This window comes from Streptomyces sp. NPDC104096, assembly GCF_055584385.1.
Genome location: NZ_JBVJMD010000006.1, coordinates 35,750 through 51,576 on the forward strand (window position 1 = coordinate 35,750; position 15,827 = coordinate 51,576).

12 protein-coding genes and 2 pseudogenes are annotated in these 15,827 nt (G+C 71.3%); 7 read left to right on the forward strand and 7 right to left on the reverse strand.

Features of this window, described 5'->3' with window-relative positions:
* Window positions 1-237 precede the first annotated feature (237 nt).
* Window positions 238-3,051 (reverse strand): TIGR03767 family metallophosphoesterase, encoded by a 2,814-nt coding sequence (locus ACZ60B_RS09065; RefSeq protein WP_469385356.1) that lies wholly within the window; start codon window positions 3,049-3,051, stop codon window positions 238-240.
* A gap of 304 nt (window positions 3,052-3,355) precedes the next feature.
* On the opposite strand from ACZ60B_RS09065, the gene ACZ60B_RS09070 reads away from it, so the two are divergent.
* Window positions 3,356-3,841, forward strand: a complete 486-nt coding sequence (locus tag ACZ60B_RS09070; protein WP_469385555.1) for a hypothetical protein — start codon at window positions 3,356-3,358, stop codon at window positions 3,839-3,841.
* A 7-nt stretch (window positions 3,842-3,848) separates the two neighbouring features.
* Here ACZ60B_RS09070 and ACZ60B_RS09075 read toward each other — a convergent pair.
* Window positions 3,849-4,112 (reverse strand): annotated as a pseudogene (locus tag ACZ60B_RS09075) (IS110 family transposase); the annotation flags it as partial.
* 407 nt (window positions 4,113-4,519) lie between these two features.
* On the opposite strand from ACZ60B_RS09075, the gene ACZ60B_RS09080 reads away from it, so the two are divergent.
* Window positions 4,520-6,655: a DUF4139 domain-containing protein gene (locus ACZ60B_RS09080; RefSeq protein ID WP_469385357.1), complete on the forward strand. Its 2,136-nt coding sequence runs from the start codon at window positions 4,520-4,522 to the stop codon at window positions 6,653-6,655.
* Window positions 6,656-6,663: 8 nt separating this feature from the next.
* Window positions 6,664-8,226, forward strand: coding sequence for a DUF4139 domain-containing protein (locus tag ACZ60B_RS09085; protein WP_469385358.1), 1,563 nt, complete (start codon window positions 6,664-6,666; stop codon window positions 8,224-8,226).
* Here ACZ60B_RS09085 and ACZ60B_RS09090 read toward each other — a convergent pair.
* Window positions 8,213-8,377: a hypothetical protein gene (locus ACZ60B_RS09090; RefSeq protein ID WP_469385359.1), complete on the reverse strand. Its 165-nt coding sequence runs from the start codon at window positions 8,375-8,377 to the stop codon at window positions 8,213-8,215. The two genes, ACZ60B_RS09085 and ACZ60B_RS09090, sit on opposite strands and share 14 nt — an antisense overlap.
* A 220-nt stretch (window positions 8,378-8,597) precedes the next feature.
* Window positions 8,598-9,737, reverse strand: a complete 1,140-nt coding sequence (locus ACZ60B_RS09095) for a PucR family transcriptional regulator (protein WP_469385360.1) — start codon at window positions 9,735-9,737, stop codon at window positions 8,598-8,600.
* 86 nt (window positions 9,738-9,823) lie between these two features.
* On the opposite strand from ACZ60B_RS09095, the gene ACZ60B_RS09100 reads away from it, so the two are divergent.
* Window positions 9,824-10,879: a ferredoxin reductase gene (locus ACZ60B_RS09100; protein ID WP_469385361.1), complete on the forward strand. Its 1,056-nt coding sequence runs from the start codon at window positions 9,824-9,826 to the stop codon at window positions 10,877-10,879.
* Between the two features lie 7 nt (window positions 10,880-10,886).
* Window positions 10,887-12,005 (forward strand): fatty acid desaturase family protein, encoded by a 1,119-nt coding sequence (locus tag ACZ60B_RS09105; RefSeq protein WP_469385362.1) that lies wholly within the window; start codon window positions 10,887-10,889, stop codon window positions 12,003-12,005.
* Window positions 12,006-12,217: 212 nt separating this feature from the next.
* On the opposite strand, the gene ACZ60B_RS09110 is transcribed toward ACZ60B_RS09105, so the two are convergent.
* Both ACZ60B_RS09110 and ACZ60B_RS09115 read right to left on the reverse strand, forming a co-directional pair.
* On the reverse strand, window positions 12,218-12,538 hold the full coding sequence (locus tag ACZ60B_RS09110; protein ID WP_469385363.1) for a hypothetical protein: 321 nt from the start codon (window positions 12,536-12,538) through the stop codon (window positions 12,218-12,220).
* A 54-nt stretch (window positions 12,539-12,592) separates the two neighbouring features.
* Window positions 12,593-13,477, reverse strand: a complete 885-nt coding sequence (locus tag ACZ60B_RS09115) for a hypothetical protein (RefSeq protein WP_469385364.1) — start codon at window positions 13,475-13,477, stop codon at window positions 12,593-12,595.
* A gap of 777 nt (window positions 13,478-14,254) precedes the next feature.
* On the opposite strand from ACZ60B_RS09115, the gene ACZ60B_RS09120 reads away from it, so the two are divergent.
* Both ACZ60B_RS09120 and ACZ60B_RS09125 read left to right on the forward strand, forming a co-directional pair.
* Entirely contained in the window at window positions 14,255-14,512 is a 258-nt protein-coding gene (locus tag ACZ60B_RS09120) for a hypothetical protein (protein WP_469385365.1), read from the forward strand.
* Between the two features lie 284 nt (window positions 14,513-14,796).
* A complete protein-coding gene (locus ACZ60B_RS09125) occupies window positions 14,797-15,645 on the forward strand; it encodes an alpha/beta hydrolase (RefSeq protein WP_469385366.1) in 849 nt (282 codons plus the stop codon).
* Here the strand turns inward: ACZ60B_RS09125 and ACZ60B_RS09130 are convergent.
* Window positions 15,571-15,765 (reverse strand): annotated as a pseudogene (locus ACZ60B_RS09130) (hypothetical protein); the annotation flags it as partial. The gene ACZ60B_RS09125 and the pseudogene ACZ60B_RS09130 sit on opposite strands and share 75 nt — an antisense overlap.
* Window positions 15,766-15,827 lie beyond the last annotated feature (62 nt).

The following is a 15,827-nucleotide window of genomic DNA, read 5'->3' on the forward strand; positions in this document are numbered from 1 at the left end:
GCTGTCGGCATCCTGCGGCGGGAGAGCGCCGTGCCGGTTCCCTTCGAGTCACGGCTTCCTCTGCCGCACAGCCGTGGCTCGCCCGTCCGGCACTCCTGCGGGGGCCGCGGCAGAGGCGGGTGACGGGAGGGTCGTACCGGAGACGGAGAGCCGTACGGGTGTCGGCCCCGCCGAGCGGCGGGGCCGACGCCCGTGTTCAGGCGGAGGGCCGGGACGGACCGGGCGTCGCCGGGGCTTTCACAGCCCGCCGAAGGTGTGCGTGGCCCGCAGTTCGACGCCGCCGGCCACCCAGGGGGACCAGTCGGTGCTGTTGGGACCGGACTGCTCGCAGTGGTACAGCGTGCCCGTGTTGTCGACGGCGAACAGCGCGATCCTGCCGGTTCCGCCTCGCTCGGCGCAGACGTGACGCATCCTCAGTGAGGTGGCACCAGCCTGTGCCGGTATCCGAGCCCAGGGTTGCCATGTCCCGCTGCCCGGGGCGGTCTCGAAGCGGCGCCAGAGCATCCCGTCCGGGTTGGTACCGAAGATCGCCAGGCGTCCGTCGAGGTTGCGGGCCAGGTCGATGGAGTCGAGGATGCCGTCGAGCGGCAGTACCCCGCCCCACTCGCTCTCCGTCTGCGCGTTGGCCACGTTCATCTTGCGCTGGACGAGGAGGCCGTCCTCCTTGATGGCGACCAGCACGGCACGCCCGTCGGAGCCGGTCTCGACGGCCAGTTGGACGGCGGTGCCGCCGAGCTGGGTCCAGGGAGTGAACCAGCCGTTCGAGGCGGTGTCGTCGTTGAGGAAGTCCTGCCAGCGGTGGCGGATGCTGTTGTCGCTGCGGGTCGCGTAGACCTGCATGCCGCCCCACTGGTCCTGGACCGCGCTCGCCGAGGTGAAGGCGGAGTCGAACTGCTGGGGTGCCGTGTAGGTGCTGCTGCCCGCGCCGGTCTGCGCGCGACGGGTGACGAAGCCGTTCTGGTCGATGGTGAACACCTCGACCCGGCCGTCCTGGTGGGCGGCGGCGGTGACGGACTGCCAGCCCGGGCCGCCGGCGAGCTTGGTCCAGGGCTTCAGGTCGCCGCCGGCGGTCAGCTGACTGGTGTTCCACAGGTTGCCCTGCGCGTCCGTGCCGAACAGCTCCAGCCGTCCGTCCTGGTTGCGGGCCGCGGCGATGGGGGAACCGAGCGGGTGCGGAGCGTGCAGCGGGAAGGGGGCCGGCAGGAGCAGTTGCGTGTTGCGGTCCTGGTCGAGGCCCATGCGGTTGGTGATGCCACGGCTCACCTCCTGCGGGTCGTTGGTGGCCAGCTCCCGTGCCAGGGAGGCCAGTTGCGCGGGAGTGCTGGTGTCGCCGCCGAAGGAGAGGGGCGCGGCGGGGTCGACCATGGTGGTGAAGATCGAGAGGGTGGCGGGCCCGGCGGCGGAGCCGGACTCCCCCGCGTTCTGCGCGTCGGGGCTCGCCATGATCTCGATGATGCGGCTCTGGATCGGCCAGTCGATGTGCGAGGCGGTGGAGATCTCCCAGAAGCCGCCGGAGATCGGGCTGGAGGCCGGCGCCGGATGGGGAATGATCTTGTTGGCGTGTGTGTGGCCGTTGACCATGGCGATCACGTTCGGGTAGCGCAGCAGCAGTGACTTGAGTTCGTCGCCGGTGTGCCGGTCCCCGAAGATGCCGCCGAAGATGCCGTCGTCCAGGTTGTCCATGGTGTTGAGCGTGTGATGGCAGAAGATCACGTACATCTTGTCCTGCACACCGCTCTGCGTGACGATGTGGTTGTTGGTGTTGATGTAGCGCGAGCTGTTGGCCCTGAGCTGCTGTTCCAGCCACTCGAGCTGATCGGTGTCGATCGAGCCGCCCGCGGCGCCGGAGCCGAAACCGTCGGTGTTGGTGTTGGTGGAGTCGAGCGTGATGTAGCGGATCAGGTCGCCGGAACCGGACGGGATCGCGTAGTAGGCCTTGTCGATCCCCACGCCCTGGAATCCGTGACCGACCGGCAGGCCTGAGGTGTTGAAGTGGTCCTGGATGAAGGCCTTGCGGGACAGCAGCCGCCGGTCGGGGTCCGCGGCGACCCGGGTCCCCTCCAGCTCCCAGGCGACCATCAGCTTGCCGAAGGTGCCGAGGTCGCTGTAGTCGTCCGGCAGGTCTGCGGAGGTGCCGGTGGTCTTGGACGTGCCGAGCGTCATGCCCTGCACGTCGACGAGGTTGTTGTCGATGGGCTCGTTGCCCTGCCACAGGCCGTCGTGGTTGCCGTACGCCGCGTACCAGGGCATGCGCAGGCCGTGCGAGACGAACGGCCGGCGGGCCGCACCCACCGCACCGCTCGCGTCCAGCAGCCCGGGAACGTAGGGGAAGCCGAGACCGGAGGTGCCGGTGTACCGATTGCCCGGCACCTGCTGCGGTGGCACGGACGGGTAGTAGTAGTGGTCGTCCCCGGTGCCGCCGCCGGTCAGGGCACCGCCGGCGAAGCTCTGGTCCAGGCCGACGGCGCCGGAGTCCGGGACGATGGTCCGGCCGCCGTCGAGCAGGTCGATGTACCAGCGGTTCTCGTTGTGCTGGCAGTTGTCGATCGCATCGCCGGTGACGATGGTGAACTGCAGCGGCATCCGGCTTCGCGGGCCCTTGCCGATTCCGGCGACGGCCTGGCACATCGCGTCGACGACCTGCGTCGAGAGGAACTCGTGGCCCCGGTAGGCCGAGTCGGTGGGGTACGAGGCGTAGTGCGGGGCGCCCGCGTCGGCGTAGCGGTCCATGAACTCGAGGCGGGCCGGCGACTGGTCGTCCACGATGTGCAGGTCGGTCATCTGCGCGAACGCCGCCAGCGCCATCGTCGGAGGACCGAAGCGGGACCAGAGGTCGGTGCGGATGGTGTGCGGCTCCCCCGGTCCGGCGACGAGCCGCTGATAGCCCGCGCCCTGGGCGTAACTCTCCCGCTGCACCGTCCGGTCCCACGTGGTGACCACCGGCACGTCCGAGGGGGAAGCAGCCGCCGTGGCAGCCGTCCGGCCGGCCTCCATCGAGGTGGTGGCTTCCGCCGCGGCGCGAAAGCCGCCCGCGTCGATGGCTGCCGCCACCACACCCGCTCCGGTCGCCGTCAGTAGCCTTCTTCGCGAGATACCCACGCCATGTCTCCCAGGAGAGGTCGAACTCGTCTCTCTCCCGGCGTTCCGTTCCGTTCCGCCTCGTTCCACAGGCCGTCAGCGGCTGGGCGGCGGAACGTCACGGCCCGGCACGACCCGGGCCTGGGCGGCACGGGCGACGATCGGCCCGGGGTGCCGCCCAGGCTCTCGGCGGGCGCTTCCGCTCGCCGGGGCCCCTATGCCTTTGGTCGAGCGAAACGGGGGTGCGTCGGCTCCGTGCGCCGGGCAGCATGGCGCCGTGGCTGATCTGCTGTGGGGTGACGTGAGCTGTCTCTTCGATCCGGACCTGATGGGGTCGTTGCCGGACGTGCGTGTCCCGAACACCTCGGTGGAGGACTGGCAGGAGGTCCTCGATCTCGTCGCCGAGAAGGACTGGAAGCGCCGGTACTCCGAGGGAGAGAAGGTGCTTCCGGTGCCTCGGGCGGAGGCCGTGCTGTCCCGCCCGGCGGATGCCGAGTGCCCGGACCTGCGGGTCTGGCCGACCGACGACGTGCTGGCGATCTTCCGTTTTCATGCCGAGGACGAAGTCGACTTCGACGTCGACCTGCGGGAGTTGCAGGGCCAGGATCGACTTGATGTGTGCTGCGGCTTCCTCCGGGAGACCGGGCGGCGGTTGGGCAAGCCGGTACTGATGGGCCCGGAAGGCGACCACGGCCATCCGGTGCTCGGCTTCGACGTCGAGGCTGATCAAGTCGTTCTCCTCGCGTACCCGCAGGTCGGCTGACCGGTATCGACGGCTGTGGTGCGCAGAGGGCTCCGCCGCGGAGCAGCGCGAACAGGACGTCGGCCCGGCGCCCGGCAAGGCGGAGCAGGGCCCGGGTACGGTGCTCGCCCTGGGCGATCTTCTTGTCGTATCGGGCCCGGGAGGCCGGGTCGCCCAGGGCTGCGAACACGGAGAGGAGCAAGGCCCGTTCGAGCTGCTCGTTTCCTCTCCGGGACGGTTGTCTGCCGCGGATCGAGGAGCCCGGGCTCCGGGTCACCGGGGCAGGTCCGGCGCCCCGGCCGTGCGGGCCCTCCGGAGACGGCGACACCGACGGCCCTCCCGGTACGCGGCCCCTCGGGCCGAAGCCGGGCTCCGGCCGGAAGGCCGGTGAGGCCACAGCGGGTCGGACGGTCGACGCCGATGGACACCCACGGCTCCCGGCACGTACCTCGAAAGGGCCTCCCGACTCCTCCAACCCACCCGGCTCGCCCTGTCGGTTCGCGCCGTCCGGGGGCGCATCAAACCCTGACGCCGCAGCTGAAGGCGGAAGCTCTGCCCGTACCGGGGAAGTGGACCACGCGCCCCGCCGAGTGGGCTTGTCGCCCTCGCGGTTGCGGGCAGTCCCGATGTACCGGCACTCGGCGGGGCGCGCACGGCCGGGCGTAGGCTGTGACCGGCACGGAGACGGTGGGGGAGCACATGGCAGCCGAAGGCGCACGGAGTTGGGGATCGACCCTCGATGCGGTCGTGGTGTACGCGCAGGGCGCGCTCTGCCACCGACTGGCCCGGGGAACCGTGCCGCAGGACGGACGGGTGCGCGTGACGGGGCTGCCGCGCTCCCTGGACCCGGGTTCGCTGCGGGCGCGCGTCAAAGGCGCTTCCGGCCTGCGCGTGGTCGAGGCGCGGGTGGAGGTCGACGCCGAGCCCTCCCGCACCGGCTCGCACGACGGACTGCGGCGCGAGACGGAGCGGCTGCGTGAGGAGTACGCGGCGGCGCAGCACCGCCGAGACCGGCAGCTGAGCCTGATCCAGGAAGTCACGGACCTGCGTCCGGTCCCGCCGGCCCGAAGGCGCGACGATCCGCACCGCCGCACCGCGGTCGACGCCTGGCTGACGCTGGCCGATTTCGTCGACGGGCGGCTGACGAAACTGCACGCACGTCTGGTCGAGCTGGAGGAGGCGCTGGCCCGGATCGAGCACGAACTCGAGATCGCCGTCGACAGCCTCGCCCGGGCCTCCACCGACGCACCGTCGGCGCACGTGGACACGACGGTCTGCGCGGCCCTGACCCTCGACGGCACCGGCGAGGCGGAGCTCGAACTCGAGTACGGGGTGCCTGGCGCCGTCTGGGTTCCGGCCTACCGTCTCGGGTACCGGCAGGGCGAGGGCACCGGCCGACTGGTCCTGCGTGCCTCGGTCGCTCAGCGCACCGGAGAGGACTGGACCGGCGTACGCATCGCGCTGGCCACCGCCGACCTGCGGCGCCGCACCGACTTGCCGGAGCTTCGCTCGATCCGCATCGGGCGCCGTCAGCCCGCTCCCGCACCCTCCGGCTGGCGCGAGCCCCCTGCGGGGCTCGCCGACCTGTTCACCGGGTACGACGCGGCGGGCCCGCGTCCCGCGACGTCCGCGGCTCCCCTGGCTGCCGGGGCGGCGGCCGGTGCCGGTGCGGCCGCGCCCGTGTCCGTTGCGCCGCCCCCGCCCCCGCCGGTCTACGGCAGGCCGGCGGCCGGTGCCGGTCCGGCCGCGCCCGTTCCCGTTGCGCCGGGACCACCGGTCTACGGCAGGCCGCCCTCCGTACCCGCGGCCCCCCAGGCGCCCAGCGGCGCCGCCATGGTCTTCCCGGGCGCGGTGCCGGACCTCGCGCAGCCGGCCCGGCCGCTCGCCCGCAGCAGTTCCTTCGCCGGCCCCGCCGCCCCGGCTCCCGGCCGGGCGGTGGCGCCACCGGCGCCGGCACTCGCCGCGGGAGCACCACCGGCTCCGGAGCCGGCCGCCGGTCCGCCGCGGCCGAGCGACGGCGAACTCGACTACGCGGCCCTCGTCCTGTGCGGCCCCGACGACCCGGGCGATCACAGGGGCCGGCTGTTCCCCGGCCCGTCCTTCGACCCGGTGGCCGCCGAGTACCGCCGCCGCGGTGAGGCGGTCGCCGCGCTGCCCCTGCCCGGACACGCCGTACCGCCCCGCGAGTCGGCCGGCTCCTTCGACCACCGGTTCGACGCCGCCGCCCGCGCCGACGTGCCCTCGGACGGCACCTGGCACACCGTCACGGTCACCGAGATCCCTGTCGGGCTGCGCACCGAATACCTCTGCGTACCGTCCGTGGAGCAGACCGTGTACGCGACATTGGTGATTTCCAACGCCACCGACCAGGCCCTGCTGGCGGGGCCGGTGGAGATCACCGTCGACGACGGCTTTCTGTCCACCACCGCGCTGCCCACGCTCGCGCCGGGCGGCGTGCGCCGCGTGGGGCTCGGGCCGGCCGAGGACATCCGCGTCACCCGCCGTACGAGCGTGCACGAATCGACGGCGGGCCTGCGCAACAGCACCACCGTGCTCGACCACCGTGTCCACGTGGAACTGGCCAGCCATCTCGCCAGGCCCGTCACCCTCGAGGTCCGCGAGCGGGTACCGGTCACCGCCGAGGCGGACGTCCGCATCGTGGAGAACGCGGACTGGACGGCGCCCGAGGACGGGACGGCCCCCGATCAGCATGCTCCCGGTATCCGCGTCTGGCGGGTGGACCTGCCCGCCGGCGGCTCCCTCGCCCTCGAAGGCGGTTACGAAATTCGCATCCCGACCGGCAAGGCCCTGGTCGGCGGCAACCGCAGGAGCTGACACCCACCATGTCCACGACCCCGAAGCCGATCGCCCTCCCCGTCACGGCCGTCACCTGTCTGGAGGATCGCGCCCAGGTCGAGCGGACCGCCGCAGTCGATCTGCAGGCCGGAGTCCAGCGGCTGCGGCTCGGGCCGGTCAGCGCGCTGGCCGTCGACCGCACCTTGCATGCCGAGCTGACCGCCGATCACCCGGCGACCGTGCTCGACGTGCGGATCGTCCGTAGCTGGACCCCGCGCGGGCCGGTGCCGTCCCCCGACGACGACTCCGCCCTGCGCCTGCGCGCGCACGCCCTGGAAGAGGAGCAGGTCGCGCTGGAACAGCGGCGCGACCGTCTGCGTGCCCGCCTCGACCTGCTCGCCCGGCTCGCCGCCGACCTGCTGCGGGACATCGGCGAGGGGACCGGCTCCGGGGAGAGCGAGGTGCCCCGCTGGACCCGCGGACTGGACCAGGTCGACGGCGAACGCGACACGTACGGCGAGGACCTGCGCGCCGTGGAGGCCCGGCTGACCGCCGTCGCCTGCGAGCAGGGGGAGATCCGGCGGGCCGTGGATCTCGCCGAGGCGGAGCCCCTCGAACTGGTCGGCCATGTCGAGCTGACCGTGGACGCCGCGGCAGCCGGGCCGGCGGGGATACGACTGAGCCACCTCACCCCGTGCGCCTTGTGGCGGCCCGCCTACCGGGCCGTGCTCGAGGGGGACTCGCTCACCCTGGAGACCGACGCCGTGGTCTGGCAGCGCACCGGCGAGGACTGGTCGGACGTACGGCTGACGTTGTCGACGGCCCGGTCGGCGCTGGCCACCGAGCCCCCGCGGCTGGGCGAGGACCGGTTGACGCTCAAGGACCGCTCCGCCGCGGAGCGCCGCACCGTCGACGTCGAGATGCGCGAGCAGGAGATCGGCGACCTCGGTCCGGCACCGACACTCGGCCTGCCCGGGCTGGCCGACGGCGGTCAGGCACGGGTGCTGCGCTCCCCCGCGCCGGTCTCCGTGCCCGGCGACGGGCGTGCGCACCGGGTGCCGGTCTCCGCTTTCACCGCGGCCACCAGCAGTGAGTACGCCTGCTCCCCCGAACTGTCCCCGCTGGTCACCCGGCTGGTCCGGTTCGGCAACGAGTCCGGACACGCGCTGCTGGCCGGGCCCGTGGATCTGATCCGCGACAGCGGGTTCAGCGGCCGCGGCACACTGGACTTCGCCGCTCCCGGAGCCCCCGTGGAGCTTGCCTTCGGCAGCTGCGACGACTTCCGGGTGGTCCGGCATGCCGAGGAGTCCCGCGACTCTGTCGGGATGACCCAGAAAACCGTGATCTCCCGCACCGTCCGGCTTCATCTGTCCCGGTTCTCCGCACCCGAGGAGAACGACGAACGGACGGTGGTCGTCCGCGAGCGCATCCCGGTGTCCGAGGTCTCGGCGGTGGAGATACGCCTGCGCAAGGATGCCTGCTCCCCCGCACCCGACGTGGTCGACACCGAAGGCATCGTCCGCTGGGACGTCACCGTCCCGCCCGGCGGCCACCGCACGGTCACCCTGGCCTACGACCTGTCGGCCGGTGCCAAGGTCACCGGCCTGTGAGCACGGCATCGTGCCGCCGGACCCGGGCCCTGCAAGCCGTCAACCCGGCATGCCCCTCCACGACGACATGAAAGCCGTTTTCCAGGGCGTAACGGCCCGGATCGCCGATCGGATGCTCGATGAGCGCGTCGGCGAGCGGGCCGGTGCGCATCGTCCACCGGATCCGGTCGAGCCGTGTCCGCCACCGCGCTTCTCGGAGACAGCGTCCCCGACGGGCTTCCCGAGGCCTTGTCCGGTCTTCACATCAACCCCCGGTCTCAGCTGGCTCGTACCGCTCTTCGCCGGGCCGCACGAGCCGGCCGACGGCACCGAGGACGAGGCACGGTTCCTGGACCGCCCACGGACGCGGTCGTGGACGGTCGAAGTACGCGTCAGCTGACCCGAGGACCGACCGCCAGCGTCAGTTCGAGGACCCGGTGCGGCAATGCGAGATCCGGAAACAGCTCCCGCAGCTGCGACATCCGGTATCGGACGGTCTGGGGATGGACGAACAACGCCGCCGCCACCTCGTCCCGCCTGCCCTGGTGCAGCAGCCACGCCCGCAACGTCTCCTCCAGCCGCCGCGCGGTCGCGACGGGCAAGGCCCGCAACGGTGCGAGGGCCCGGGCACGCAGGTCTGCGAACGCGTCCACGTCGGCGCTCAGCACCAGCTCGGGCAGGTGGTCCTCGGTGTCGCGGATATCGGAGGAGAGGGAGCGCGCGCGTACGGCCCGTTCGTACGAGGCGGACGCACGCGTCCATGGCCGGGCCGGGCCGACCACGGCGGTGCGGTCGGTCAGCTGCCGCAGGAGATGTGACCGGTCGGCATCGGGGACGAGCAGCACACCGGTGGCGTCCGGCAGATCGTCGAGGACGAGGGTGCTCGGGTCGAACGCACGGTAGGCGGGCCGGGCCTGGGCGGCGGGCAGCAGGACCGCGGTCAGCGAAACCGGAGGCTGCCACCCGGCCCGCTGAGCAGAGACCAGCAGCACGTCCGGGCTCGCGCCGGCGAGGAGGTCGCGGGCCAGCTGCTCCAGGTGGCGCTCGTGATCCCTGCCCCGGGCGGCCAGTTCGTCGGCATGGCCCGCGGCGCTCGCGGCGGAGAGCTCGTCGATGTACGCGAAGGTCAGCTCGGCGAACTTGGCGACCTCGGCGGCGGGCAGACCCGCGGGTACGGCACCCTCGGCCAGGCACCGCCAGGCCACGCGGGCACCGACGCGGTAGGCGCTGAGCAGGGCGTCCATCGAACGGCCGTCGCGCACCTCGCCGCGGCCCAGCTCGTAGGCCGCGTCACCGCCGTCGCCGCCCGTGGCGTTACCGCTCGCGAGGTCCAGGTAGTGCCCCAGGGCGGTGCGGACGGCTCGGCGGATGGTGGCGCCCATGTGGCCCGTGAGGGCGTTGGCGTAGGGGGGGACCTCGTCGATGATCGCCTGGACGACCTCGTCGGCGGTGGCCTTCAGCCCGGCCCGAAGTACGGTGACCGTCGTCTCGTCGAGGGCCAGTTCGCTTGCCCTCCGGATCACATGGTTCACGATTTATTCCCTGCGAACAATTCTGCCGACCAGATTTACGTCCTGCGGTCAGGACTTTACGCCCTGAGGCGCAGCAAGCTGGAGCCATGACGAGTACAGCCCTTCGCAGCAGGGCGTGGAAGATGCTCGAGATGGTCACGACGCCGCTGCTGCCGTCGGACTACCTCGACCTGGTCAGCCCGCTGCGCGCGGGCGCCGACCTGCGGGGGCGCATCGAGGCCGTGCACCCCGAGACGGCCGACGCCGCGACCATCGTGATCAGACCGGGACGGGGCTGGCGCGGCCACACGGCCGGTCAGTACGTGCGGATCGGGGTCGACGTCGAAGGGGTGCGCCTGTGGCGTGCCTACTCCATCACCTCGCCGAGGAACCGCCAGGACGGCCGCATCACGATCACCGTGAAGGCGATCCCCGACGGCAAGGTCAGCAACCACCTGGTCCGCAGGGCGACACCGGGCACGCTGATCCAGCTCGACCAGGCGACCGGTGACTTCGTGCTGCCGGGGGCCAAGCCCGCCAAGGTGCTCTACCTGACGGCCGGCAGCGGCATCACGCCGGTGATGGGCATGCTGCGCGACACCGGGTTCGACGACGTCGTCATGGTCCACTGCGCGCCGCGGCCGCAGGACGTGATCTTCCGGGGCGATCTGCACGACCTGGTCGCGGACAAGAAGCTGCGGCTCACCGAGGTGCACACCGACACGGACGGCATGCTCGACATCGCCCGTCTCGGCGAACTCGTGCCCGACTGGGCCGAGCGCGAGACCTGGGCCTGCGGGCCCGCGGGCCTGCTCGACGCCGCCGAAGCACACTGGACCGAGCACGGCGTGCAGGAGCGCCTGCACACGGAACGCTTCCGCCCCGGCATCGTCGTGGCCGGCGACGGCGGCGAGGTCACGTTCAGCACCACCGGCAAGACCGTCGACGCGGACGGCGCCACGCCGTTGCTGGACGTCGGCGAAGAGGCCGGGGTGCTCATGCCCTCCGGGTGCCGCATGGGCATCTGCTTCGGCTGCGTCACGCCGCTCAAGGCGGGCGCCGTACGCGACCTGCGCACCGGCGACATCACCGAGGCCGAACCGGGCGTCCTCATCCAGACCTGCGTGTCCGCCGCCGCGGGCCCCTGCGACATCGAACGGTAGGAACACCTTGACCGCTATCGACCCCACCGCCCACCTGACCGCGGAGCAGATCGAGGAGCTCGGCCGCGAGTTGGACGCGATCCGCGACGAGGTGATCGCCAGCCGCGGCGAGAAGGACGCCGCCTACATCCGCAAGGTCATCTCGGCGCAGCGCAAGCTCGAGCTGGCCAGCAGGGGCGTACTGCTGTTCTCGTTCTTCCCGCCGGCCTGGCTGCTCGGCACCGCCGGACTGTCCGTGGCGAAGATCATGGACAACATGGAGATCGGCCACAACATCCTGCACGGCCAGTGGGACTGGATGCGGGACCCGAAGATCCACTCCACCACCTGGGAGTGGGACCACGTCTCGCCGTCCGACCAGTGGAAGCACTCGCACAACGAGCTGCACCACACGTACACCAACGTGATCGGCAAGGACAACGACCTCGGCTACGGCATCATGCGCGTCGACGAGGACCAGAAGTGGCACCCGTTCCACCTCGGCCAGCCGCTGTGGAACTTCATCAACGCCTGCTTCTTCGAGTACGGCATCGCGGCGTACGACCTGGAGCTCGGCAAGAACCTGCACAAGCGGCGCCGCAAGAACCCGGAGTTCCGCGCGCGGGCCAAGGACGTGGGCCGCAAGATCCGCAAGCAGGTGCTCAAGGACTACGTGATCCACCCGCTGCTGTCGGGCCCGTCGTTCCTCACCACGCTCGCCGCCACGTTCACCGCGAACCTGGTCCGCAACATCTGGTCCCACTCGGTGATCATGTGCGGGCACTTCCCCGAGGGCGTGCAGGTCTTCGAGCGCCGGTCGATCAAGGGCGAGACGCGCGGCCAGTGGTACCTGCGCCAGATGATGGGCTCGGCGAACATCAGCGGCAGCAAGGCCATGCACTTCATGACCGGCAACCTATCGCACCAGATCGAGCACCACCTGTTCCCGGACCTGCCGAGCAACCGGTACGCCGAGGTCGCGGTGAAGGTGCGCGCGCTGTTCGAGAAGTACGAACTGGAGTACGTCACCGGGCCGCTGCCCAAGCAGGTGTTCTCCGCGTGGCGCAAGGTCGTCCGGCTCTCGCTGCCGAACAAGAAGCCCAAGGTCAAGACGCCGGACCGCGAGCAGGAGCTCGTCGCGGCCTGATTCCCGGCATTGGTTCAGGCCTCTCGGCCGAACCGGCGGCACCGCCGGGTTCGGTGGGCACCCGGCCCTCCGTTACGCGCGCTGGGAGCAGCCGCAGCCGCTGCGTGCGGACACAGTGTCCCGGGACCTTCGGGACACTCGCAATGGCTTCGACACCCTGCGAATTACCAAAGATCGCGCCCTCTTGACAAAGCGCACACATCCTTGACGCGCTACCGGGTGATGTGGGGCCGCAATTCTCGACGCATGAAGTCTTCGCCGTAGCCGAAGCGGTCGCCGAGCCGCTCGATTCGGGAGCACCGGTCTTCGGCAAGGGGGGTCGCGCAGGCGTCGAGAAGCCGCAGCAGCAGCCGGAGGCCGAGGCCTGGATCCGCGTGCGTCACCACTTTGCCGAGGAGGGCGGCACCGGCCGCATCCAAGGCCGGGGCAGTTCTGCGGATCTCGGTCAGAACGGCGTCCGCAAGGTCGGTGCGCGCAGGACGCGGCTTGGGTGTGCAGGCGGGGTCGGCGTCGTCCAGCCGCTCCCGGCACACCTCGTCGATCCGGCGCAGCCATGTCCGTCCGTCGGCGTCGAACTCCTCGCTCGCCTACAGCCGGCGGGAAGCCGTCCTCCACACAGCGGTGAGCTGCTCGTCCTCGAGCGCCGAGTCCAGCAGGATGGTGGCGTCCTCCAGCAGGGCACCCGCCTGCGCCCCGGGCACGAGCCCGCTGTCCTTGCGCGCGAACTGGACGACGCGCTCGCGCGGCGCTGACGTGTCTTCGTAGCACCGCGCGTCCCGCTCCGCGTCGAAGAGCCTGGAAAGCTCAGGCAGTCCGAAGCCGAACTTGAAATCCCGCCCGATGATGTCCAGGGATGGCCAGCGCACACTCAGCCCCTCGAAAACAGCGGTGAGAGGGTGATCCAGCCGGTCGCCCAGGCCCAGCAGGCGCTGGTACTGGTCGTACGGTACCCGCACGGAATACGCCTTCACAGCGCGCAGCAGCAGCCGCAAGCCCAGATCCGCGTCGACCTCCCGAACCACCCGTTCCAGTGCGTACGTCAGGTCCGGCGCCGGGACCGCGGCGCTCAGGGCGGGCGCGAGCAGGCGCAGCTCTGCGGTCACGGCGTCGCGCAGTTCCTCCTCCGTCGTCGTCGGGCCGCCCCCGGAGTCGGCCTGCGGGGGCGGCGGGCAACCCTTGAGGACGCGTCGCAGCCAGGACCGTGTGTCAAGGCCGTGCTCGGCCGGGTCGAAGCCGCGTCGGGTCGCGGCCAGCCATACGGCGTGCAGCGTCTCGTCGGGCAGCGGCGACTCCGGCAACAGCCGAACGTCCCGGCTCAGCTGGTGATCCTCGTCGAGGGCCGCGCGTGCGGCGAGGGCCGCCACCGTCGGCTCGTCGATGCGGAATGACACGCGGCTGCACACCGTTTCGGCCAGGGCGCTGAGGCCGAAGTCCGCCGCGTGGTCCACGTAATACATCTGACGGCGCGCCATCACAGAACCCTTTCACGGTCACGGGCCCTTCCTGGTACGGAGTGGCCCGTGACCTTGCTCGGACTTCACACTCCCTGGTTCTCCCGCCGCCACACCTGGGCCGGGGCTTCAGCGGCCGGTGGGACGGCCGCTGAAGCAGGATCGGTCTCAGCGGCGGCCGCACGGGCGCCACGCCGGGGCGACAGCGGCAGGCAATGGTGGCCCGCCGCCTGCTGTGGCCGGTGAAGCAGAAGTACGGCCGCACGTTCTCCTGGGCCGACTTTCATGATCCTCTCCGGCAACGTCGCCCTGGAGTCGATGGGACTGAAGACCTTCGGATACGGCGAAGGCCGCACCGAGGTCCGGGAGCCCGCCGACGGCACCTACCGGGGCCCGGAGACCACACGCCTCACCGACGAACGCCACAACGACGACAAGCGACCCGAAGCACCGCCGGCCGCCGACACCATGGGCCGTCGCACTCACCGCCGGCGGGCACACCTTCGCCAAGACCACGGCGCCGGCGGACGTCCTGGGTCCCGCACCCGTACGGCCAGGGTGCGGGACCGGTTGGCCGGTCCGGTGCAGCCGAGTCGGGTGCGAGCGAGGTGCGTGTCAGCGCCTGGTCGGCTGCGGCGCTGCTGGCCGGACTTACCGCCGCGTCCACGCTGACGGCGGGCGGTGTCCCCCGGTCCGACGTCATCCAAGCCGGCCGAGGCGGCAGCGGGCTCACCGTGATCGAGACCGGGCCCCGCCGTCGCCACGGTCGCTCTCATCAACGCCGGCTCGTCCTTCCCGGTGGGCTTCCCCGGTGCCGGCCTGCTGGCCGGTGAGGAGGCGACGGCACCCGGGATCGCCGAGGCCGGCGGGCCCATCGCGGTCAACAGCCTGCCCGCCGGGATCCCGGGATCCGTCGCTCATCAGCTGGCTCTGGATGCCCTGGGCAGCGGCTTCAGCACCGCGTTCCTGGTGTGCCGCGCGGCAGTAGCTCCCACCGCAGCCCTGACCGCCGTCGGCATGGCCGGTCTGCACGCCCGCAAGTCCACCGAGGAGTAGACACCCGCAGCGCCGGCACCCGAAAGTGACGGCAGATCAGAATCGGCCCCCGCCGCTCTTTGCCCTTGGTGCGCACGGTGCCCGACGTGAACGCGGGCCTTGCCCAACGCTGCGTGCCCGGCCCTGCGCCTTCCGGATGCCGATGAGGCGGGGTGGCGCTACCGTCGTATGGTGGCCAGGGACGTGGCGGTGGCCGCAGTGTGCTTCCCCCGCGAGCCGTGCTGCCCGGCCGTTCGCATTCGTCAGGAGCGCCCTCATGGTGATTCTGGACAAGGAGGCCTGCGATGGCTCGCTCTCCCAGGCGGCGGAATCTGCCGGTGGCTCTCGCGGCGGCCTCGATCGCCGTGACCACCATGGTCGGCGCGGCTCCCCCGAGCGGTGTCCCGCACGTCGACGGAGCTGCCGGCAGACAGGCGAAGCCCACGGTCGTCCTCGTGCACGGGGCGTGGGCGGACGCATCGAGCTGGAGCGGCGAGGTGACCCTGCTGCGTCACGCGGGATACTCGGTGCGTGCCATCGGCAACCCGCTCCAGAATCTGACGACCGACGCGCAGACGGTCAACGATTTCCTCAAGACCATCAAGGGTCCCGTCGTTCTGGTCGGGCACTCCTACGGCGGTTCGGTGATCACCAATGCCGCCCAGGGCGTCGGCAACGTGAAAGCGCTCGTCTACGTCGACGCCGCCGCACCGGCGGTCGGGGAGACCACGGCGCAGCTCAGCGGCCCGACGTCGGTCCTGACCAAGGGATCGCCGGCCGACCTGTACGACGCCGTGCCCTACCCGAACGCTCCGTCCAAGGCGTCCGCCCTGTACCTGAAGGAGAACGTGTTCGTCTCCAAGTTCGCGAGCAGTGTGCCTCGTGACAAGGCGGTCGGCCTGTGGGCCACGCAGCGTGCCGCGACGACGGTGGCCTTCAACACCCCGTCCAAGTACGCGGCGTGGCAGTCGATCCCCTCCTGGTACTTCATCAGCAGCGGGGACCAGATCATCACTCCTGCCTCTGAACAGAAGATGGCCCACCGGGCGGGCTCCAAGGTCACGCTCTACAAGGGCGGTTCACACCTGACACTGGTGTCGGACCCCGCGGCCGTGACCAAGGTGATCCAGTCCGCCATCTCGTCCGTGAGCTGAATCCGTTTCTGCATTGTCCGTGTCGAAGGTGCGGGTGCGCAGGACGGTGAGGCAGGCGTGGGCAGCCATGGCGAGGGTCATGTGGCGGTCCCAGCCGGGGTAGCGGCGGACCTGGTAGTCGGCCCCGGCCCGCAAAGCCAGGCCATGCCATCGGCGCTTCGAAGGTGATCCATGAAGGCGTC